This window comes from Saccharothrix variisporea (assembly GCF_003634995.1).
GTDB classification, from domain to species: Bacteria; Actinomycetota; Actinomycetes; order Mycobacteriales; family Pseudonocardiaceae; genus Actinosynnema; species Actinosynnema variisporeum.
The window spans coordinates 6294341-6316222 of the sequence record NZ_RBXR01000001.1 but is presented as its reverse complement, the minus strand read 5'-3'; the positions used below and the strand labels follow the sequence as shown (position 1 = coordinate 6316222).

Below are 21882 nucleotides of genomic sequence, written 5' to 3'. Positions count from 1 at the left end.
AGGCTGGGCCCGTGCCCCGAGCCGACGCCGCCAGGAACCGCGCCCTGCTCATCGAGGCGGCCGCCGCGGAGTTGTCCGAACACGGGCTCGACGTCTCCATCGCGCGGATCGCCGCCCGCGCCGGTGTGGCCAAGGGCACGGTCTTCAACCACTTCGCCGGCAAGGAGGAGCTGGTCGCGGCGATCTTCTGCGAGCAGCTCGGCGCGCTGGCCGCGACCGGCGAAGCGCTGCTCCACCACGCCGACCCGTGGGAGGCGCTCGTGCGGTTCATGACCGCCGCCGCCGAACTCCAGGTCCGGGACCGCTCCTTCTGCGAGGCAGGCGCCGCGACCTCGCGCACCGACCCCGCCGTCCGGGCCGCCAGTGACCGACTCGCGCGGGCGGCGGAAGCGCTGACCGCCCGCGCGCGGGATTCCGGTGCCGTCCGCGCCGACGTGACCGGGCACGACGTGGTGCTGCTGCTCAGCGCCGCCACGCAGATCGCGGCACCGCTCGCCGGGAGCCGCTCGGACCTGTGGCGGCGGTACCTGCACCTGGTCCTGGACGGGCTGCGCCCGGCAGCCGCGCACGACCTGCCCGTGGCGCCGCCGACTCACCGGGACTTCACCGCCGCCGCGGGCTGACACGTCCGGGGGACGACCGGTTGGCGATCACCGTTGGCCGATCCGTAACCTTCACTGCCAATGGGCGACGGCAAGGTGAACCACCTCCACGGGTGGCCAGGGGTGCGGTGGTTGCTCCGGCTGCCGGCTTGGTCCCGCTTCCTGCTGATCGCGGTGGCGGTGTTCGTGTGCGGCGTGGTGGCGTCCCGGCCCGCCGGGGCCGCTGACGGGCGTCCGCTCGTCGGGGACGTGGCCACGGCCGCCACGGCGGTCCAAGCCATGACCTCCCCCGGTGGCGTCTCGCCGCTGGGCGGGTTCCCGGCCGACTTCAACGAGGTGACCGGGCGGTCGCCCGTGTCGGTGACCGCGTTGGACGGGACGTCCCGGGCCGTCGACCCGACGGGTGGTTGTTCGGGTCCCGCGGGTGATACCGAGTGGGACTTCGGCGTGGCCTGCAAAGCCCACGACCTCGGGTACGACCTGCTCCGGTACGCCGAGCACAAAGGACAGCCGCTGGGCCCCGACGCGCGCAAGGCGCTGGACGCCCGGCTCTCCGCCGACATGCACACCCAGTGCGAGCTGAACCCCCGGGACAACGCCGCCCGCTGCCACGTCGTCGCCGGCCTGTACGCGGCCGGGCTCGAGTTCAACTCCTGGCGGCAGCGGTGGGGTCCGCCCGGCCACGAGCCGGTGCTGGCGTGGGGGTTCGGCAGCGCGGTCGTGGTGTTCCTGCTGGTCGCCCGACTGGCCAGGCGGCGCGAGCCGGCGCCCGAGGTGGTGGCCGAGGCCGTGGTCGAGGACCGGTTCTCGACGTTCCTGCGGCTGGCCAGCCTGGGGCTGGTCGTCGTCGGGCAGTCGCTGCTGACCGTCACCCAGTGGGCCGGGGCCGGCGCGAACTGGCTGTGGCTGCTCACGTGGGTCCTCCAGACCATCCCGCTGTTCTACTTCGCGGGCGGGCACGCCAACCTCGCCGGGTGGCTGGCCGTCCAACGCCAGGGCGGCGGGTACGGGCGGTACCTCGCGGGGCGGATCACGTGGCTGTTGCGGCCGGTGCTGGCGTTCGTGCTGGCGTGGCTGGTGCTGCCGCTCCCGCTGGAGCTGCTGGACGTGCCCAAGGACCGGGTCGAGGTGTTCGGCCGGCTCATCGCGCACCCGCTGTGGTTCCTCGGCCTCTACCTGGTGACGGTGGCGGCGACGCCGGTCATGGCGTGGCTGCACCGCAACGCGCGCCTGGTCACGCCGGTCGTCCTCCTGGCCCTGATGATCATGGCGGACGCCCTGCGGGTCGGGTTCGAGTGGCGCACCGGCGGTTACCTGAACCTCGTGCTCGGCGCCCTGTTCCTGCAACAGCTCGGCTTCCAGTACGAAAGCCTGCGCCGGGTCTCGCGGCGCGTGCTGGTGGCGTGCGCGCTGCTCACCGTGCCCACGCTGCTCGCGTTGATCGCGTTCGGCGGCTACCCGCGCACGATGATGGCCGTCCCCGGCGAGCAGACCTCGAACCTCAGCCCGCCCACGGTGTGCCTGCTGGTGCTGGGCCTCGGCCAGATCGCGGTCGTGCTGCTCGCCCGCGACCGGGTGTCAACGTGGCTCGCGGGCCGCGCCCCGTGGCACGTGGTGGACTACGCGCGCCGCGCCCCGATGACGGTCTACCTGGGCTACCTCACGGCGCTGGCCGCCGTCGTCGCCCTGCTGGGCCTGCTGGACGCCCCGGCGGCGGTCCCGCGGTGGCTGACCGTGCTGGTGCTGCTCCTCCTGCCCGTCCTGCTGCTGTTCCACCGGTTCGAGCGGGCCGCCGCCGAGATCGCCTGCCACACCAGGGAGACCCACCGCGCCCGGCTCGCCGTGACGCTCGGCGTCGGGTTCGGCGTCCTGGGCGTCCTCGGGTTCGTGGTCACCGGCTTCGCGGGCGAGGCCGGGACGCTGGTGGTGCTGCGGGTCGACCCGTTGCAGAACCTGATCCACCTGCTGCTCGGCTGGTACCTCCTGCACACCGCCCGCGCCGGCACCTGCCACGGCCGCAGGCCTTGGCTGCTGACCGCGCTGGCCTGCGTCCCGCCGCTGCTGGTCCTGGAGCCCACGGAGGCGATGGTCGCCCTGCACGGCACCGTGATCGCCGTCGCGCTGCTGGCGGCGATACCGAAGCAGGACCAGGGTCACGCCCCAGAACAGCGGCAGCCACGTGAGGCGCTCCAGCACCCATAGCGCGTCGGACGGCAGCGTCAGCAGCCCCCGCAACGGCCCGAACGCGGCCCCGACCAGGGTCACGGCGAGCAACGCGCTCTGGTGGGTCAGGAAGATCGGCAACGCGCGGGCGTTGAGCCACTTCGACCGGAACCTCGGCCGCAGCAGGAGCACCAGGCCGATCTGGGCGACCGCGAGCGCCAACGCGACCGGCGAGGGCGGGAACAGGTTGGACCGCTCCGCGCCCGGCACCCCCACCGCGCTCGCCGGGTAGCCCGCGTGGACCGCCACGACCATCCCGACCACGCCGGTCACGAGCAGCGCCGCACCCCACGAACGCCGCTGCCCGTGCTCGGCCACCAGGACGCCGATCTGCCACGGCACCCACCACACGGCCAGGGCGTTGACCCAGCCGAGGTCCACCACCGCCAGCGCGGCCGGGACCGCCACTCCCCACCAACCCAGCCTCCGCATCCACGGTGTGAGGGCCAGCAACACCACGTAGATCGCCAGGAACCACAGCGGGGTCACCACCAGATACCCGATGGTCAGCACGGTCTGCTGGGGCAACCCGCGCATCGACAGTCCAAAGAGGACCGCTGCCCACCCCCCGACCAGCACCAGGACCGGTACCACCAACAGCCGGGCCTTGCGCGTCCACGGCGTGCGGGAGCCCGCCGCCGCGAACCCGCCGGTGAAGAAGAACAGGCCCAGCGTCTGGAAGATCCAGCTCACCCAGGACAGCTCCGGCAACCACCGCAACGGGCTGTCCACGACCAGCGCGCCGTCCACCAGCACGACGGACGTCACCAGCCAGTGCCCCACGACGACCCCCGCGATGGCCAGCGCCCGCACCGAGTCGATCATCGGGTCCCGTGTCCTCATGGCCGCTCCCCCACCGCGATCCGGCCCAAGGCGTGCAGCGACGCCGTGCCGGGCTTGAAGTACTCGTCGTGCTTGCGCGCGTCCCCGGTGTCGAAGACCTCGGCGCCGAAGTCCGGGTCCACTGGGTCGGTGCCGTGGCCGAGGTCGGCGAAGCGGATCTTGGGCACCCACCGCGTCCAGTCGTCCGCGCCCCGGGCGGCCCACACCCGTCCGCCCAGTTCGGCGGCCGAGCGCACCCGGACGCCGGGGCTGCCGAGGAAGACCATGTCGTCCACGCGGACCCCGGACAGCGCGCACACCACCGAGCCGTAGCTGTGGCACACCAGGTGCACGCGGCCCGGCAGACCGGAGACGTACCGGGACAAGGACGCGGCGCCCGCACGGGCGAGCCGGCCGGACGCCGCGTCCACCCCCAGTCCCGAAGGCGTCCGGTAGCCCAGCCACGCGACCACCGCGACGTCGTCCCGCCCGACCTCGGCGTGCAGCGCGCGGGCCATCCGGCCCACCGTGGCGTCGAACCGGTCACCGTCCACATCGGACCCCGGCACGACCACCGCCACGTGCCGCGCGTGCGCCAGGTCCCCGTACACGGCGACCCGCTCCCGGACGGGCGGGTCGCCGCCGGGCGTGGCCAGCACCAGCAGCGCGGCCAGCAGGGCGATCTTCTTCGGCATGACCGGAATGCTGTCCGGACGACGCCGACCCGATCGTCACCCCGCGGTAGCGATCTCCGCGTGCTACCCCGGTACCACCAGGCCGGACTCGTAGGCCGCGATCACCGCCTGCGCCCGGTCGCGCAGGCCAAGCTTCATCAGCACGCGGCTGACGTGCGTCTTCACCGTCTGCTCGGCGAGCACCAGGTGCGCGGCGATCTCGGTGTTGGACAGGCCGGTGGCGACCAGGCGCAGCACCTCGGTCTCCCGCTCGGTCAGCGCCGACAGGGCGGCGGGCTTGACCGGCCGGGCGAGCCGCGCCTTCACGAAGTCCTCGATCAGCCGCTTGGTCACCGAGGGTGCGAGCAGGGCGTCACCGCGGGCCACCACCCGGACGGCGTCCAGCAGCTCGCGCGCCGGCGAGTGCTTGAGCAGGAACCCGCTGGCACCCGCCCGCAGCGCCTCGTAGACGTAGTCGTCGAGGTCGAAGGTGGTCAGGACGAGCACCTTCACCGGGTCGTCGGCCAGCAGGCGGGTCGCGGTGAGGCCGTCCGTGCCGGGCATCCGGATGTCCATGAGCACCACGTCGGGCTGGAGCCTGCGCACCTCGGCCACGCCCGCCGCGCCGTCGCCCGCCGACCCGACCACCTCGATGTCGGGTTGGGCGTCCAGCAGCGCCGAGAACCCATCCCGCACCATCTCCTGGTCGTCCACCACCAGAACCCTGATCACCGCTCTCCCAACGGAATCCGCGCCCGCACCGCGAACCCGCCGTCCGGCGTGGGCTCCGCGGTCACCGAGCCACCGTGCACGGCCACACGTTCCCGCATGCCGACCAGCCCGTGCCCACCGCCCCCGCCCAGCGACGGCCCGCCCGCGGTGTTGCGGACGAACACCTCCAGCGCCCCGTCCACCACCGACACCACGACGGACACGGTCGACCCCGGAGCGTGGCGGTTCGCGTTGGTCAGCGCCTCCTGGACCACCCGGTAGGCGGTCAGCCCGACCGCGGGCGGGACGTCGGCGCCGGTGACGGACGCCTGCGGGGCCAGCGCGGTGATGTCGGCGAGGCCGGGCTGGGGCGCGTGGTCGGGCTGCTGGTCGGCCGAGCGCAGCACGCCCAGCAGGCCCTGCATGTCCGCGATGGCCGCGCGGGCGGCGTCACCCAGCTCGGCGAACTCCTTGAGCCCCGCCTCGGGCAGGCCGGCGATCCGGTAGGGCGCGGTCTCGCAGCGGACCGCGACCATCGACATGTGGTGCGCGACCACGTCGTGCATCTCGCGCGCGATGCGGGCGCGCTCGACCAGGGCGGCCTTGGCGTCCCGCTCTTCGTGGAACCGCTGCTCGGCCCGGCCGCGCGCGCCGAAGGCGTAGGCGACCAGCAGGAACAGGTTCAGGAACAGCAGGGTGGGTGGGAAGTAGTCGAGGTTTCCCATCGCGCCCACGAGGTACACAGCACCCGTGGTAATCACCGCGACCACGAACACGACCCGTCCGCCGTACAGCAGACCGACCGCCACCAGGACCGGGAGGTACCAGCACCACTGCCAGTCACCGAGGATCGCCGGCTCCTGGGTGAACAGCAGCCGCATGGCGAACAGACCCGCCGTCGCCAGCCGCCAGGCGCCGAGCGGGGTGTACGGCACGAGCGCGAACGTGCCCAGGACGATCCCGAACAGCAGCGGCCACCAGCCGTCGGGCGACTCGCGTTGCACGTAGCCCGAAGAGATCCCGATGGCCAGCACGAGCCCGTAGCCCAGCAGCGCGGCCTGGACGAAGGGCCGGAAGCGGGAGTCGCCGAAGACCCGCGTGCGGTCGGGCAGCAGCACTACCCGCAGGAAGGTGCGGATCACGGTGGCGATGCTAGGTGCCTCTCGACCGGCGGCACATGACACCGGGGTGTGTCATACCCGGGTAGCACCCCGAGGCCGGCACGGCAAGCCGTTGCGGCACCCGATCACCACCGGGTAGGCAATACGACAGAGCTGTGCACCCCTACTCCGTGTTGGAAGATGGCTGAATGCACCCGCAGCAGGACCCGGACCGCTGGGCACGGCTCACCGCCGTCGCCGGCCAGGCCTTGGCCGCCGCCAAGGTCGGTGAGGACGCTGTCGCGGTCGACCTCGTCACCGGCTACCTCAGCGGCTCCCCGGAGGGCAACGAGGAGATCCGCGAGCTGGTGCTGCTGCTGTTCTCGGAGTGCAGCGACATGGTGGCGGCCCTCGGCTCGGGCGGCGCGACCCCGGTCAAGATGCAGGTCTTCGACGAGGACGGCCAGGAGGTCCCGATCGACGACGCCGACCCGCCGGTGCGCACGGCGATCCGGACCCTGCTGGCCGAGGTGCACGGCGACCAGGAGGCGGCGGCGGAGCAGATCGAGATCGCCCTGGCCAACGGTCAGCCGCAGGAGCTGGCGACGGTGGTGCTGCAGGCGCTGCGGTGGACGGTGAAGCTCGCGCTGGAGTGCGAGGTGCGGGACCTGGCGGTGGCGTCCTGGATCGAGGCTGCACTGGACGAGTGACGCACCCGGACGCCGGGGTGGCGCTGTGCCACCATCTGCAGGGGTGGCCGGGTGGCGGAGGTGGCTGGTCGCCCTGATCGTGCTGGTGGTCGGGACGACCGTGATGGCGCTCGCCGCCCGTTCGTCGGGCGGGTTGGAGTCGGCGGGCCGGGTCGGTGCGCTGATCGTCGGTCTGACCCCTTTGGCGTGGAGCGTGGTGGCGTGGGCGCGCCGCGCGCCGGCCGTGCCCCTGCCGGTCTCCACCCCCGAGCAGGTGGCCGCCGCTCGCCGTCAACTGGCCGACCAGGTGCTCGCGCAGTGGCGGGAGGAGATCGCGCTGCGGCGGCTGGACGACCCGGGGCCGCTCGCCGTCCGGTGGCGGTTCGCCGACGCCGACGTCATGGACCACCCCGGGCACGTCCTCGGCCGCGACCCGATGCCCCGGTCCGCGGGCCGGCTCCGGTTCACCGGTCGGACCGACCGCGTCGGGGACCTGGCGGCCGGGTTCCGGACGCTGCCGCGCAGGCGGCTGGTCGTCCTCGGTGCGGCCGGGTCGGGCAAGACCACGATGACCTTGCTGCTGGTGCGCGAACTGCTGCTGCACGCCGAGGACGACGACCCGGTCCCGGTCCTGGTGCCGCTGTCGGACTGGGACGCCGACGCCGAGCCGCTGGGCGCGTGGTTGGCGCGTCGGCTGGCCGAGGACTACCCCGCGTTGCGCGCCGACGTGTTCGGTCCGGACGCGCCCGCCGCCCTGGTGGCGCGGCGGATGGTCCTGCCGGTCCTGGACGGGCTCGACGAGGTGGCGGCTCCGGTCCGGTCGCGGGTGCTCGGGCGGCTCAACGAGGTGGCCGCCGACCCGGTCGTCCTCACCTGCCGCAGCGACGAGTACCGGGCGGCCGTGGCCGCGGGTGGCGTGCTCGCCGGCGCCGCGGTCATCGAGTCCTGCCCGCTCACGCCCGCCGACGCCGCCGAGTACGTGACGCGCTGCCTGCCGCCGAGGCCGGGCGACGGCTGGCCCGTGCTGCTCGACGAGCTCACCGGTGACCCGGGCGGTCCGGTCGCGCGGGCGCTGTCCACGCCCTTGGCCCTGTGGCTGCTGCGCAAGGTGTACGTCGAACCGCACGCCGACCCCGCCGGGCTGTGCGACCGGAGCCGGTTCCCGACCGGTGACGCCGTGCTCGAGCACCTCCTGGACCACGTGGTCGGTGCCCTCGTCCGGTCGAACCCGCCGGACCGCCGGCACCCCTTCCGCCCGCGGCGCCCGTGGCCACCGCTCGACGCCACGCGCCGACTGGCGTTCCTGGCACACCACCTGGACCGCTCGGGCAGCCGGGACCTCGCCTGGTGGCACCTGCACCGCGCGGCGCCGCGTCCGGTCGCGGTGATCGCCGGAGTGGTCGCCGCGGTCGGGATGGGCGTGGCGACCGGGGTGCACGACGGGCTGAAGTTCGGGTGGTCGGACGGGGTCGTCGGCGGCGTGGTCGTCGGGGTCGGAGTTCGGACTCGTCGTGGGAGTCGCGCGGGGGCCGGCGGTGTAGCACGTTCTCGCGCTCGTGTTGGGTCATCGGGACCGGCGGTGACCGGCCGAGCCGCCTGGTGACCGCGCCGGTGGTCGGCCTGACGTTCGGCCTCGCCGGGTGGCTCGCGGCCGGGCTGGTCGACTGGGCCGAAACGCCCGTCACCGACGACCGGCCGCGCGACCCGGTGCTCACGTTCCGCCGCGACCTGCGACTGGTGCTCCTCAAGGCCGTCGTCGGCGGGGTCGCGCTGGGCATCGCCTTCGGGGTTCCCGACGCGCTCACCGGCGGGGCGGACCCGGTCGCCGCCGTGGCCGTCGGCGTCCTCGTGGCGGTGGCGATCGCGCTGGGTGTCGGGCTCCACCAGGCGAGCGGGCGGTACCTCGTGGCCGTGGCGGTGTTGAGCGTCCGGCGGCGGGTTCCCGTGCGCCTGCTGGGTTTCCTCGACGACGCCCACCGGCTCGGCGTGCTGCGCCGCTCGGGTGCCGTGTACCAGTTCCGGCACGCGGCGCTCCAGGACCACCTCGCCCGGACCCGCCCAGACCGGTCAAGGAAGGACCATTGACAATCTCCATGGTCTAGACCAGTCTCCCCGGTGGGCGCGATTACCCTGCCGATCCGCCGAGGAGTTCCTCATGAAGACCAGAACGGGTGCCCTACTCGCAGCCGGCGCCCTCGCCATCTCCTCCCTCGCCCTCGTCGGGCCGACGGCCTCGGCCGCCCCCGGCGTCACGGCCACCTTCGCCAAGACCCAGGACTGGGGCAGCGGCTTCGAGGGCAAGTTCACCATCAGCAACGGCGGCCCGAGTGCCATCACCTCCTGGAAGGTCGAGTTCGACCTCCCGTCCGGCACGTCCCTCGGCTCCTACTGGGACGCGCTGGTCACCCGCACCGGCGACCACTACGTCGCCACCAACCGCGAGTACAACGGCAACGTCGGCGTCGGCGCCTCGACCAGCTTCGGCTTCGTCGGCTCCGGCTCCGGGTCACCGCTGAACTGCACCGTCAACGGCGCCCCCTGCACCGGCGGCGGTGGCGGCGACACGACCGCGCCGTCCGCGCCGACCAACCTCCGCGTCACCGGCACCACCAGCACCTCGGTGTCGCTGGCCTGGAACGCCTCCACCGACAACGTGGGCGTCACCGCGTACGACGTGTACCGGGGCACCTCGGTCACCACGGTCACCGGCACCACCGCGACCGTGTCCGGCCTGTCCCCGAACACCACCTACCAGTTCACCGTCAAGGCCCGCGACGCCGCCGGCAACGCGTCCGCCGCCTCCAACCAGGTCTCCGCCACGACCCCGAACGGCCCCGCGCCGACCGGCGGTCGGGGCGCGCCCTACCTGTTCCTGGGCTGGGGCAACCCGCCGGCACCGCAGACGATCATGAGCACGACCGGCGTCAAGTGGTTCACGATGGCCTTCGTGCTGTCCTCCGGCGGCTGCAACCCCGCCTGGGACGGCAACCGCCCGCTCACCGGCGGCGTCGACGCCACCGCGATCTCGCAGATCCGGGCGGCCGGCGGTGACGTGGTCCCGTCGTTCGGCGGGTGGAGCGGCAACAAGCTCGGCCCGAACTGCACCACCCCGCAAGCGCTTGCGGGTGCGTACCAGAAGGTGATCGACGCCTACGGCCTGAAGGCGATCGACATCGACATCGAGAACACCGACGAGTTCGAGAACGCGACCGTCCAGGACCGCATCCTCGAAGCGCTCAAGATCGTCAAGCAGAACAACCCGGGCATCCAGACGATCGTCACCTTCGGCACCACCAAGACCGGCCCGAACTCGTGGGGCAACCGGCTCATCGAGCGGTCGGCGGCGCTGGGCGCGAACGTCGACATCTTCACGATCATGCCGTTCGACTTCGGCAGCTCGGACATCCGGACCGACACGATCAACGCCACCGTGGGCCTGAAGGACAAGCTGAAGGCCACCTTCGGGTGGTCCGACGCGGTCGCGTTCAGCCACACCGGCATCTCCGGCATGAACGGCCTGTCCGACCAGCGCGAGGTCACCACCACGGCCACCTGGACCGCCCTGCGCGACTGGGCCAAGTCCAACGGCCTGGGCCGCTTCGCGTTCTGGGCGGTCAACCGCGACCGGGGCGGCTGCGACGGCCAGGTGTCCTCCAACTGCTCCGGCATCGCCCAGCCGGACTGGGAGTTCACCCGCATCACCGCCGGCTTCTGACCGGCACCGAGGGGGCGCGGGACCGTCCGCGCCCCTTCAGCCGTCCTTGAGCAGTTCGCCCACCAGCGCCCCGACCTGGTCCACCTCGATCAGGAACGCGTCGTGCCCGTACGGGGACGTGACCACCCGGAACTCCGCCCCCGCGATCCCCGCCGCGATCTCCTCCTGCTGCGCGAGCGGGTACAGGCGGTCGGAGTCGATGCCGGCCACGACGGTCCGGGCGGTCACCCGGGACAGGGCCGCGCGCACGCCACCCCGGCCGGCGCCGACGTCGTGGCCGTTCATGGCCCTGGTCAGCACGGCGTAGCTGTCCGGGTCGAAGCGGCGGACCAGCTTGTCGGCGTGGTGGTCCAGGTACGACTCCACGGCGTACCGGCCGTCCTCCTGCACCCGCCGCCCGAACCGCGCCGCCAGCTCGGGCTCCGTCCGGTAGCTCAGGTGGGCGATCCGCCGGGCCACGCCCATGCCGCGCACCGGGTCCAGGGCGATGGCGTGCAACTGGGCCGAGGCCAACGCGATGTGTTCGGCCGTCGAGGCCGCGGGCGCGGCCAGCACCAACAAAGACTGCACTCGATCAGGTACGGAAACCGCCCATTCGAGAGCTCGCATGCCGCCCATCGAGCCACCCAGCACCGCCGCCCACGCCGAGATGCCCAGGAAATCCGCCAACAGCACCTCGGCGGCCACCTGGTCGCGCACGGTCACCGCCGGGAACCGCCTGCCCCACGGCCGGCCGTCGGGAGCGGTCGACGACGGTCCGGTGGTCCCCTGGCAGCCGCCCAGCACGTTCGGCGCCACGACGAACCACTCCGCCGGGTCCAGCGCCCGGCCGGGACCGACCAGGCCGTCCCACCACCCCGGCGTCGGGTGCCCGGGACCGGCCGGACCGGCGACGTGGCTGTCCCCGGTCAGCGCGTGCAGCACGAGCACGGCGTTGGAGCGGGCGGCGTTCAACGTCCCCCACGTCTCGTAGGCGATCCGCAGCGGCAACCCCGGCAGTTCGCCGGTGAACCACAGCCGTCGCCCGTTCGGGTCCCCCTCCCGCCACCCGCCGGCAGCGGGAGGGGTCTCCCCGACAGTGGACCCGATCCTCACTGCACGGACTTGGCGGCGCGGAAACCCGCCTCCAGGTCCGCCTTGAGGTCCTCCACGCCCTCGATGCCCACCGAGAGCCGCACCAAACCCGGCGTCACGCCGGTGATCGCCTGCTCGTCGGGTGTGAGCTGGCTGTGCGTGGTGCTGGCCGGGTGGATGATCAAGCTGCGCACGTCGCCGATGTTCGCCAACTGGCTGAACAGCTCGACCCCGTCCACGAACGCCTTGCCCGCCTCGACCCCGCCGCGCAGCTCGAACGACACCACGGCACCCGTGCCGCGTGGCAGGTACTTCTGCGCCAACGAGTACCAGGGCGACGACGGCAACCCGGCGTAGTGCACCTTCTCCACCTCGTCGCGCGACTCCAGCCACTCGGCCAGCGCCCGCGCGTTGGCGACGTGCCGCTCGAGGCGCAGCGACAACGTCTCGATCCCTTGCAGGATCAGGAAACTGGTCAACGGGGCGATCGCCGCGCCGGTGTCCCGCAGGCCCTGCACCCGCAGCTTCGCGGCGAACGCCCCATGACCCAGCACGGGCCAGTACCGCAGCCCGTGGTAGCTGGGGTCGGGTTCGTTGAAGTCCGGGAACTTCTCGGCGTTCCCGAAGTCGAACGTCCCGCCGTCGACGACCAGGCCCGCGACCGCGGTGCCGTGGCCCCCGAGGAACTTCGTGGCCGAGTGCACGACGATGTCCGCACCGTGCTCCAGCGGCCGGAGCAGGTACGGCGTCGGCACGGTGTTGTCCACGACCAACGGCACCCCGGCCTCGTGGGCGACCTCCGCCAACGCCTCGATGTCCAGCACGTTGCTGCGCGGGTTGGCCAGGGACTCCGCGAAGAACAACTTGGTGTTGGGCCGCACGGCCGCGCGCCACGCGTCGAGGTCGTCCGGGTCGTCCACAAAGGACACCTCGATGCCCAGCTTGGGCAGCGTGTAGTGGAACAGGTTGTAGGTGCCGCCGTACAGGGAAGCGCTGGACACCAGGTGGTCGCCGGCGCGGGCCAGGTTGAGGATCGCGGCGGTCTCGGCGGCCTGGCCGGACGCGAACGCCACCGCCGCCACCCCGCCCTCCAGCGCGGCGATCCGCTGTTCCAGCACGTCCTGGGTGGGGTTGTTGATGCGGGTGTAGATGTGGCCCGGCTCGGCCAGGCTGAACAGCGCCGCGCCGTGCGCGGTGTCGCGGAAGACGTAGGAGGTGGTCTGGTAGATCGGTGTCGCACGGGCGCCGGTGGCGGGGTCGGGCGACGCTCCGGAGTGGACCTGCTTGGTTTCGAACGACCAGGACATGGTTGGGCTCCTGCCGAGGGGGTTTTCGGGCACGCCGAAGAAGGGCGCGGTGCGGTGCGAGGTCGATCAGCCCAGACGACAGGCCATGCTGGTGACGCGCACGTAGTCCACGTGCCGACGGGTCACGAGCGGGCTCATGGCACCGAAGGTAGCGCTGGGTGACGGGCCGCGACAGGGCGTCCACGTCGTGGGAAGCCTAGGGTTGGGTGCCATGCGCACCGCACTCATCGGCTACGGGCTCGGCGGAGCCGCGTTCCACGCCCCGTTCCTCGCCACCACGCCGGGTCTGACGTTCGCGGCCGTCGTCACGGGCAACCCCGACCGGCAGCGGCAGGTGCGGGAGCGGTACCCGGACGTCGAGGTGGTCGCGTCGATCGACGAGCTGTGGCACCGGGACCTCGACCTCGTCGTCGTGACCACCCCCAACCGCCACCACGCCGCCCACGCCCGCGCCGCGCTGGAACGCGGTGTGGACGTCGTGGTGGACAAGCCGTTCGCCGGGTCGGCCGCCGAGGCGCGCGAGCTGGTGACCCTGGCGGAGGCGCGGGGCCGGCGGCTCGTGCCCTTCCACAACCGCCGGTGGGACGGCGACTTCCGGACCGTCACCCGTTTGGTGCGCGAGGGTGCGCTGGGCCGGGTGCACCGGTTCGAGTCGCGGTTCGAGCGGTGGCGGCCGGAGGTCAAGGAGTCGTGGAAGGAGTCCGGCGACCCGGCCGACCTCGGCAGCATCGTCTACGACCTGGGCACGCACCTGGTGGACCAGGCGGTGGCACTGTTCGGCCGGCCCACGTCCGTGTACGCGGAGGTGCGCACGCTTCGCCCCGACGCCCAGGCCCACGATGACGCCTTCCTCGCACTGACCCACGACGACGGCACGGTGTCGCACCTGTGGGCGTCCGCACTGGCCGCCGACCTGGGGCCACGCTTCCGGGTGCTCGGCTCCTCCGCGGCGTACGTCAAGCACGGCATGGACCCCCAGGAAGACCTCCTCAAGGCCGGTGCGATTCCCGGCGGCACGGGGTGGGGCGCCGACCCGGAGGAGGCGTGGGGGACGCTGTCCGGCCGTCCCGTCGAGACCGAACGCGGTGCGTACCAGGACTTCTACGCCGGGATCGCCGCCGGCGCCGTCCCGGTACCGCCATCGGACGCGGTAACCGGGCTGGAGGTCGTGGAGGCTGCCTTCGAGTCCGCGCGCACCGACACCGTCATCGCTTTGCCTTAGTGCGCAAGGTTTCGCCGATCGCCAACAAGCACAGCGCGCTCACCAACGCACCCGCGATCAGGTACAGCGAAACCGGCCACGAGTCGTGCGTCGGCGTGACACCCAACAGCCACGTCGCCACCAGCGGCGAAAGCCCACCACCGAGCACCGCGCCCAACTGGTAGCTCAACGACACACCGCTGTAGCGCACCCGCGTGCCGAAGAGCTCCGCGTAGTAGGCGGGCATCGGCCCGAACAACGCCGCCGACCCCGCGAACCCGAGCACCAGCGCGACCAACACCAACGTCGGCGACCGCGTCTCCAGCAACCAGAACAACGGCAAGGCGAACACCCCGAGGAACGCCGCCCCGCCCAACATCACCGGCAACCGCCCGACCCGGTCCGACAACCACGCGAACCCCAACAACGCGACCGCCTGCGCCGCCGCGCCGACCAGGCTCGCGTTGAGCAACACCGACCGGGGGATCTGGAGCTGCCGAGTCCCGTACGACACGACAAAAGTGGCGAGCACGAAGATGAACATGTTGAACCCGAGGTTCACCCCGGCCCCGAGCAACACCTTCCGCCACGACCGCCGCACCACCTCGACCACCGGCACCCGCACGGTTTCCCGTTGTACCGACCGGAACTCGGGGCTCTCCTCGACGGACAGCCGCACGTACAGCCCGACCCCGACCAGCACCAGGCTGAACAGGAACGGGATCCGCCAACCCCAGTCCAGGAAGGCGTCCCCGGAGACGGCGGTCGCCAACGCCATCGCACCGTTGGCGAGCAGCAGCCCGACCGGCGAGCCGAGGAACGTCCAACTGCCGTACCAGGCACTGCGCCCCGGCGGCGCGTGCTCGACCGCCATCAACGTGGCCCCACCTTGCTCGCCCCCGAGGAAGAACCCCTGGACCACGCGGAGTGCCACGAGCAGGATCGGGGCGGCGATGCCGATGGAGTTGTAGGTGGGCAACACCCCGATCAGGGCCGTGCACACACCGGTGGCGGTGAGCGTGAGCACGAGCATGCTCCGCCGCCCGATCCGATCCCCGAAGTGCCCGATGACCACGCCACCGAGCGGCCGAGCGAGAAAGCCCGCCCCGAAGGTCGCGAACGCCAACAACGTGGCTATGCGCGGGTCGAAGGACGGGAAGAACAACTTGTCGAACACCAACGCGGTCGCCGTGCCGTAGAGCAGGAAGTCGTACAACTCCACCGCATTGCCCGCGGAACTGGCCAGCGCGACCCTGCGCACCCCGGAGGACCCCATCCACCCACCCTGGCCCTGCGCGACGACGAGCGGAAAGTGAGCTAGCTCACAGCGCTGCGGCGTGCCCGGGAACCAGCCCCGGGCACGCCATCATGCAATTACTGCGGGAAGATGAACCAGTAGAACGACACTGGGGCGCTCGCGCCCGAGCTGTCCGTCACCGTCACCGTCGGGTGGTAGTTCGCCCACGTCGTCGGCGTCCCGCTGATCAACCCGGTCGACGCGTTGATCGACAGCCCGGCCGGCAGACCGGACGCCGTGAACCGGTAGCCACCCGTGCCGCCGGAGGCGACCATCTGGAGGCTCACAGGCTTCCCCTTGACGCTGGTCTGCGTCCCGGGATCGGCCAGCGACAACCTCGTCGTACCGCCACCGGTGACGGTCAGCGTGTACGTGGTCTGCCGCGTCACCCCATCCCGCGTCCCGCTCACCACGATCCGGTGATCACCGGTCGGGGTGGTCGCGGACGTGCGGATCGTCAGGGTCGAGCTGCCGCCCACGCCGATCGAGGTCGGGCTGAACGAGGCCGTGGCACCCGACGGCAACCCGCCGGCCGACAAGGCGATGTCACCGGACGGCGGGGTTCCGCCGACCTGCTCGGCAGCCCAGTCGCCCATGACGCCCCACAGCTTCCCGTGGGCGTTGTAGGACGCGCAGTCCGTCCGCAGCCACGAGAACACGCCCCAGATCTTGCCGTTGTAGTAGTACGGCCCCCCCGAATCGCCCTGGCACAGCCCGGTGCTGCCGTCGCCGTACCCGTCGCAGAACATGTACCGCGCGTCGAACTGCGAGTTGATGTTGCGGCAGTTCTGGTCGTCCACCGTGGGCAGCACCGTCTCCCACAGCTTGCTGTTGCGTTGCGCGTCCTGGGAGTCGGTCTTGCCGTACCCGATCGCGGTACCCCTGGTGCCCAACGGCAACGTGTCACTCGACCGGGCGATGGCCGGGTAGGTCATGCCGGCGGGCGTCGGGATGTCGGTCTTGGTGAAGATCACCGCCACGTCGAACCCGGTGCGCCACCCGTCGTTGGGGTTGTAGCTCGGGTGGGCGCGGTACTCCTCGATCTCGATGCGCGTGCCGGTGCTGGTGTCCGTGAGGTCGTCACGGCCGTACACCAGGTACTTCGGGTCGCCCTGCGCGAACTTGCAGTGCGCGGCGATCAGCACCGCCCGCTTGGCCACCACCGAGCCCGTGCACGACTGCTCGGCCGGCCGCACACCGCCCGTCCGGTGCTGGGAGATGATGAACGGGTACTTGGCGACCGTGGTCTGCTGACCGCCGATCACCGCCGACCCGATCTGCCCGGTCACGGCCGACGCGCCGATCGTCGTCGACACCGACGACCCCGCCGCCACCGAACCGCTCGACGGGGTGGCGCTCAACGTGAAGTCGTTCGGCACCTCACCGTTGACCGTCAGCGCCACCTCCGTGGTGCGGGTGGCGTCGGTGCCCTTGCCGGTCACCGTCACCCGGTAGTTCCCCGGACTCGCGCTCGCCGCCGCGGACAGCGTCAGCTTGGCCGAGTTCCCGGCCGTCACCGACGACGGTTCGAACGCGGCCGTCACCCCCGCCGGCAGGCCGCTCGCGGACAGGGCCACGGTCTGCGCCGACCCGCGGGTGACGGTCGTGCCGATGGTGGCGCTCACCGCCGCGCCCGGGTCCACGCTCACCGACGACGGCGTGGCCGCGATGGAGAAGTCGTTGACGGGCTGCTGCGCCACGGGGACGTGCAGCAGCCGGTTCGGGGTCCCGGTGCGGATGCCGGTCATCTTGCCGGTGGTGGCGTTGTCGACGACCCACTTCTTCAGGTCGGCGGGTGAGGACGAGGGCTGCTCGCCCAACCGCAGCGCCATCGCGCCCGCCACGTGCGGCGCGGCCATCGACGTGCCCGACTTCTGGCCGTAGGCGGTGTCGGAGGTGTTGACCGACGAGTCGATGTTCGAGCCCGGTGCGAACAGGTCGGTGCACGGGCCGTCGTTGGAGTCCCCGGCGCGCGAGTCGGAGCTGGTCGCGTTGGCGACCCGCACGCCGGTCTCGACGCGGCTGCCCGGGCCGTAGTCGCACGCGTTGCCGCCGTTGTTGCCGGTGATCAGCGACCACTGCACGCCGGACGCGATCGCGCCCTTGATGGCGTCCACCCCGACCGTGGGGTCGTCGGCGTAGACGCTCATGTTGACCACGGCCGGCTTGACCGCGTTCTTGGCGATCCACTCCGCCGCCACGACGATGTCGCTGTCCTTGCCGCTGGACTGGCAGTTGAGGATGCGCACCGACCACAGCGTCGCCTTCTTGGCCACGCCCCGGGTCCGGCCGCCCGCGATGCCGGCCACGTGGGTGCCGTGGCCCTGCTTGGCGGAGTCGCAGTCGTCGCCGTTGTTCGGCGGGACGACGAAGTCGGCGGCGTACTTGGCGCGGCCCTCGAACTCCTGGTGGGAGTACCGGATGCCGGTGTCCACGACGTACACGTTGACGCCGGAGCCCGCGTTGGACGGGTAGGTGTACTTCCTGTCCAGCGGCAGGTCGCGCTGGTCGACCCGGTCCAGGCCCCAGTTGGCGGGGTTGTCCTGGACGTCGGCGGCGCGGGCGGTGCCGGACTGGACCACCGACTCGACCGACGGGTGGGCGGCCAGCCTCCGGGCCTGCCGCTCGGGCAGGTCCTCCACGACGAAGCCGCGCATGACCTTCTCCAGCACGTGCGTGGCCGTGCCGCCGTAGCGGGCGGTCAGGTCGCTCGCGCCACCGGCCGCGCGGACGCCGTCCTTGAGCTTGACGATGTACACGCCGGGCACGGGGTCCTTGGCCGCGACGCGCACGTCGCCCTCCGGCTCGGCCGCGTGCGCCGGCGGTGCCAGTGCCGCGAGTGCCAGCGCGGTGATCGCCGCCAGCAGGGTTCGGGATGTGCAGGGCATTGATCGACTCCTTCTCGGACTCCGGACCTCGACCCGGAGCAGGGAAGGCGGAAGTTAGTCGCGGGCGATCGACACCTGAAGGGTTGTGTTACCGGTCGGTCCACCGGCATCGCCACGCCGGAAACCGCTGGTCACAACGGTTGTGGCGGAACAGTTTTCCGACGAGTTCACCACTCCCAGCGCACCCCGACCGTGCCCGGCCGCACCGAGGGGGCGACGAGCGCGGTGGTGCCGGCCGCGCCCAGCCACAGCTCCTCCACGTGCCGCTCGGGACCGCGCAGCCCGGCCCGTTCGTACCGGCGCACCCGCCCCGGCGGCGTGCCCGCGAACCGCAGCTGCACCGTGTAGAGCCCCACCGGGCGCGAGAACCGGCGGTAGTAGTGGTCCAGCGGCAGGCCGTCCGGCAGGCGCACCTCGTACTCCACGACGGTGTGCTCGCCGCGGTCCAGCGGTCGGTCGAACAGGAACTCGGCGACCAGCGACCGGCTGGCGGCGTCCCGGCGGACCCGGCCCCGGCGGGCGTGGGCGACGCCGACCAGGTCCGGCGGCGCGAACGCGGGGTCGTCGACCTCGCTGCACGCCAGGTAGCGGTCGACGCGGTCGGAGGCGGCGCGCAGCACCAGCCGGGTCCGCTGCCGGCGTTCGCCGGTGTGCTCGTCCAGGAAGAGGGTGTCGTTGACGCTGAGGAAGTCGACCCGCGGGTCGGCCGAGGCGTCCAGCCCGGCCAGGATCGGCCCGCACGACGGCCACAGCTCGCGGCGCGACAGCGTGCCCGGCGGGCGGCCCGGTCGGCGTCCGCGCGGCCGGCGCGCGCCCAGCAGCGCGACCAGCGACGACGGCGGCAGGCCCAGGACCTGTTCCAGCCGGCTGAGCGCGGCCATCGACTGGGCGCGCTCGGGGCGGCTGCGTCCGTTGCGCCAGTAGGAGAGGGAGGTCCGGCTGACCGTCACGCCGCTGTCGTTCAAGCGGCGGCACAACCGGTCGAGCGTGAGGCCGGACGCTTCGATGGCCGCGTCCAGCGCCACCTCGAACGGGCCGGTGCGCAGCAGGTGTCGCACTTCTCGGTTCATGGTCAACGTCTTTTCACCGTTGGTTGTCCGAACCGTCGAAGCTAGCCGTCGTCCCCACGCCCCAAAAGGGCAGCACTGGCCACTGGCCAGAACTGGCCGGCACACTCCGGAGCGTGGACGACGTGGACGCGGGTTTCCTCGAACCGGTCGGCCTCGGCCGCGCCGAGGGCGCGGTCTACCTGCGGCTGCTGCACCGCCCCCGGACCGACGCCGCCCACCTCGCCGCCGACGTCGGGCTGACCCCGGCCCGGGTGACCCGGGTCCTGGCGAACCTGGGCGCGGCCGGACTGGTCACCAAGCTCGCCGGCCGCCCCGCCCGGTACGTGGCCGCGCCGCCGCAGGTCGCGCTGGACGCCCTGGCCGTGCGCCGCGCGCAGGAGCTCGACCGGCTGCGCACGACGACCCGGCGGCTCGCGGCCGAGTACGAGCGGGCGCCCGGCGGCGAGCCCGGCGACCTGGTCGAGCTGATCGAGGGCGGCCCGGCCGTGCGGCACCACATCGCGCAGCTCCAGCACGGCGCGCGGGACGAGGTGCTGCTCATCGACTGCCCGCCCTACCTCGGCGGCGCGCCCGAGCACAACGCCGCGCAGCTGCAGGCGCTGCGCCGCGGGGTGGCCTACCGGACGATCTACCACCTGCCGGTGCTCGATGACCCGGGCCGGCTGGCCGAGATCACCGAGTACGTCGAGGCCGGCGAGGACGCCCGCGCGCTGCCGGACGTGCGGATGAAGATGATGATCGCCGACCGGCGCACGGCGCTGATCCCGTTGAGCTTCGAGGCGTCGGAGACCGGGGTGCGCATCCTGGTGCACCGCTCGCCGCTGCTGGACGCGCTGGTCGCGTGCTTCGACCTGCTGTGGGAGAAGGCCGCGCCGATCGGCACCGCGCTGCGCGGCACCCACCGGGACCGCGAACTGCTCGCACTGCTGGCCGCCGGCATGAAGGACGCCGCCGTCATGCGCTCGCTCGGCCTGACCCAGCGCACGATGACCCGGCGGATGGCCGCGCTGCTGGACGCCCTCGACGCCGGCACCCGCTTCCAAGCCGGCATGAACGCGGCCCGCCGCGGCCTCGTGTGACCCGGCCGGCCTCGTGTGACCCGTGCGGCCTCGTGTGACCCGGCCGGGCGATCGACGGTTTGAAACCGGTTCGTCACACGATGTAGTGAGATGGCTGGAGGCGGCACCGCCCGGCGCGTCACTGTGGTGGCATGGCACCACTCCCCGTTCTTGCGGCCATGGCCGCCTTCGTACCGGTCGCCGTCACGGCGCCGGACACCACGCTCAACTTCACGACCACCCGCGCGGTGGCCCAGGTGCGGATGACGAACCTGACCTGCGACCCGGCCGGCGGCAGCCACCCCGACGCCGAGGCCGCCTGCAAGCTGCTGTCCGATGTGGACGGTGACCTCAACGCGCTGGAGCCCGAACCGGGCATCGCCTGCACCATGCAGTACGACCCGGTCACGGTGCGGGTGAGCGGTCGGTGGCGCGGCAAGTCGCAGCAGTTCTCGGCCACCTACGAGAACTCCTGCGTCATGCACGCGCACACCGGTCCCTTGTTCGACTTCTGACACCCACGGGTCGCCCGGCACTAGGCTCGGCCGCGTGGCCGAGCTCACCGTGACCCTGGACGGACGGACGCTGCACGCCTACGACACGGGAACCGAGGGGTTCCCCGTGTTCTGGCACCACGGCACCCCCAACACCGGCGCCCCGCCCGAACCGCTGTTCGCCGACGCCGCGCGGCTGGGCCTGCGCTGGGTTTCCTACGACCGGCCCGGTTACGGCGGTTCCACCCGCGTGCCGGGCCGGGACCTGGCCTCCGCCGCCCGGGACGTCGCGGCCGTCGCCGACGCCCTGGGCCTGGACCGCTTCGCCGTCGTCGGCCACTCCGGCGGCGCACCGCACGCGCTGGCCTGCGCCGCGCTGCTGCCGGACCGGGTGTCCGCCGTGGTCGCCGCCGCCGGGATGGCCCCGTTCGACGCGGCCGGGCTGGACTGGTTCGCCGGGATGGCGGCGTCGGGCGTGGAGTCGCTGCGCGCGGCGGCGGCCGGGCGGGCGGAGAAGGAGGCCTACGAGGCGTCGGGCGTCGAGTACGACCCCGAGTTCACCGAGGCCGACCTGGCGGCGCTCGACGGCGACTGGTCGTGGTTCGACCAGGTGGTCGGCGCGGCCCTGGCCGGCGGTCCCGGCGGCCTGGTGGACGACGACCTGGCCTACGTCTCCCCGTGGGGCTTCGACCTGGCCGCGCTCACCGTTCCCGCGCTGTTCCTGCACGGGGAACGGGACCGGGTGTTGCCGGCCGCGCACTCGAAATGGATTTCCAGCCGCTACCCCGCCGAATTGCGCCTTTTCCCGGACGACGGCCACATCTCCGTGCTCCGCCACATGCCGCCCGCCTTGGCCTGGCTGGCGGATTTCCGCCGATAAAACGTACTGCTGGGACCCGCTGAGGGTCCACGACACCGCCGCCGAAGTCGCGGGCCCCCAGCGGGGGTCTGCGAAGG

18 protein-coding genes and 1 pseudogene are annotated in these 21882 nt (G+C 72.6%); 10 read left to right on the top strand and 9 right to left on the bottom strand.

The annotated features are described in order from the left end of the window. The first annotated feature begins 11 nt into the window (after window positions 1–11). On the top strand, window positions 12–623 hold the full coding sequence (locus DFJ66_RS28795; RefSeq protein WP_211351353.1) for a TetR/AcrR family transcriptional regulator: 612 nt from the start codon (window positions 12–14) through the stop codon (window positions 621–623). 102 nt (window positions 624–725) lie between these two features. Beyond that, window positions 726–2804, top strand: a complete 2079-nt coding sequence (locus DFJ66_RS28790; RefSeq protein ID WP_246029939.1) for a phospholipase A2 — start codon at window positions 726–728, stop codon at window positions 2802–2804. 9 nt (window positions 2805–2813) lie between these two features. Here the strand turns inward: DFJ66_RS28790 and DFJ66_RS45500 are convergent. From DFJ66_RS45500 to DFJ66_RS28770, 4 genes and pseudogenes are all read right to left on the bottom strand, one after another. Beyond that, window positions 2814–3650 (bottom strand): annotated as a pseudogene (locus tag DFJ66_RS45500) (acyltransferase family protein); the annotation flags it as partial. Between the two features lie 14 nt (window positions 3651–3664). Beyond that, window positions 3665–4342, bottom strand: a complete 678-nt coding sequence (locus DFJ66_RS28780; RefSeq protein WP_121225640.1) for an alpha/beta hydrolase — start codon at window positions 4340–4342, stop codon at window positions 3665–3667. A 63-nt stretch (window positions 4343–4405) separates the two neighbouring features. Further along, complete coding sequence (locus DFJ66_RS28775; protein WP_121225638.1) at window positions 4406–5053, bottom strand: response regulator; 648 nt, start codon at window positions 5051–5053, stop codon at window positions 4406–4408. Next, complete coding sequence (locus tag DFJ66_RS28770; protein WP_121225636.1) at window positions 5050–6174, bottom strand: sensor histidine kinase; 1125 nt, start codon at window positions 6172–6174, stop codon at window positions 5050–5052. The genes DFJ66_RS28775 and DFJ66_RS28770 overlap by 4 nt, the downstream gene beginning before the upstream one ends. Window positions 6175–6341: 167 nt before the next feature. Between DFJ66_RS28770 and DFJ66_RS28765 the strand changes: the two genes are divergently transcribed. From DFJ66_RS28765 to DFJ66_RS28750, 4 genes are all read left to right on the top strand, one after another. Continuing rightward, window positions 6342–6842 (top strand): hypothetical protein, encoded by a 501-nt coding sequence (locus DFJ66_RS28765; protein ID WP_121225634.1) that lies wholly within the window; start codon window positions 6342–6344, stop codon window positions 6840–6842. A gap of 43 nt (window positions 6843–6885) precedes the next feature. Next, on the top strand, window positions 6886–8424 hold the full coding sequence (locus DFJ66_RS28760; protein ID WP_121225632.1) for a hypothetical protein: 1539 nt from the start codon (window positions 6886–6888) through the stop codon (window positions 8422–8424). After that, window positions 8421–8906 (top strand): hypothetical protein, encoded by a 486-nt coding sequence (locus DFJ66_RS28755; RefSeq protein WP_121225630.1) that lies wholly within the window; start codon window positions 8421–8423, stop codon window positions 8904–8906. Before DFJ66_RS28760 ends, DFJ66_RS28755 begins: the two co-directional genes overlap by 4 nt. Before the next feature lie 70 nt (window positions 8907–8976). Beyond that, a complete protein-coding gene (locus DFJ66_RS28750) occupies window positions 8977–10536 on the top strand; it encodes a cellulose binding domain-containing protein (protein ID WP_121225628.1) in 1560 nt (519 codons plus the stop codon). 36 nt (window positions 10537–10572) lie between these two features. On the opposite strand, the gene metX is transcribed toward DFJ66_RS28750, so the two are convergent. Further along, the gene (metX, locus tag DFJ66_RS28745) at window positions 10573–11631 is read right to left on the bottom strand and encodes a homoserine O-acetyltransferase MetX (RefSeq protein WP_121225626.1); all 1059 of its coding nucleotides are present in this window, start codon (window positions 11629–11631) and stop codon (window positions 10573–10575) included. Continuing rightward, window positions 11628–12917 carry a bifunctional o-acetylhomoserine/o-acetylserine sulfhydrylase gene (locus DFJ66_RS28740; RefSeq protein ID WP_121225624.1) on the bottom strand — a complete coding sequence of 430 codons (1290 nt, stop codon included), beginning with the start codon at window positions 12915–12917 and terminating at the stop codon, window positions 11628–11630. The genes metX and DFJ66_RS28740 overlap by 4 nt, the downstream gene beginning before the upstream one ends. Window positions 12918–13128: 211 nt before the next feature. Here DFJ66_RS28740 and DFJ66_RS28735 point away from each other — a divergent pair, with 211 nt between their 5' ends. After that, window positions 13129–14139, top strand: a complete 1011-nt coding sequence (locus DFJ66_RS28735) for a Gfo/Idh/MocA family protein (protein WP_121225622.1) — start codon at window positions 13129–13131, stop codon at window positions 14137–14139. On the opposite strand, the gene DFJ66_RS28730 is transcribed toward DFJ66_RS28735, so the two are convergent. The 3 genes from DFJ66_RS28730 to DFJ66_RS28720 form a co-directional block, all read right to left on the bottom strand. Continuing rightward, on the bottom strand, window positions 14123–15394 hold the full coding sequence (locus DFJ66_RS28730) for an MFS transporter (RefSeq protein ID WP_121225620.1): 1272 nt from the start codon (window positions 15392–15394) through the stop codon (window positions 14123–14125). The two genes, DFJ66_RS28735 and DFJ66_RS28730, sit on opposite strands and share 17 nt — an antisense overlap. Before the next feature lie 98 nt (window positions 15395–15492). Then, complete coding sequence (locus DFJ66_RS28725; protein WP_121225618.1) at window positions 15493–18303, bottom strand: S8 family serine peptidase; 2811 nt, start codon at window positions 18301–18303, stop codon at window positions 15493–15495. A gap of 167 nt (window positions 18304–18470) precedes the next feature. Continuing rightward, window positions 18471–19373 carry a helix-turn-helix domain-containing protein gene (locus tag DFJ66_RS28720; RefSeq protein ID WP_121225616.1) on the bottom strand — a complete coding sequence of 301 codons (903 nt, stop codon included), beginning with the start codon at window positions 19371–19373 and terminating at the stop codon, window positions 18471–18473. 113 nt (window positions 19374–19486) lie between these two features. On the opposite strand from DFJ66_RS28720, the gene DFJ66_RS28715 reads away from it, so the two are divergent. The 3 genes from DFJ66_RS28715 to DFJ66_RS28705 all read left to right on the top strand — a co-directional run bounded on the left by DFJ66_RS28715 (window position 19487) and on the right by DFJ66_RS28705 (window position 21805). Next, entirely contained in the window at window positions 19487–20452 is a 966-nt protein-coding gene (locus DFJ66_RS28715) for a helix-turn-helix domain-containing protein (RefSeq protein WP_121225614.1), read from the top strand. Between the two features lie 131 nt (window positions 20453–20583). After that, entirely contained in the window at window positions 20584–20946 is a 363-nt protein-coding gene (locus tag DFJ66_RS28710; RefSeq protein WP_121225612.1) for an SSI family serine proteinase inhibitor, read from the top strand. A gap of 34 nt (window positions 20947–20980) precedes the next feature. Further along, a complete protein-coding gene (locus DFJ66_RS28705) occupies window positions 20981–21805 on the top strand; it encodes an alpha/beta fold hydrolase (RefSeq protein ID WP_121225610.1) in 825 nt (274 codons plus the stop codon). Window positions 21806–21882 lie beyond the last annotated feature (77 nt).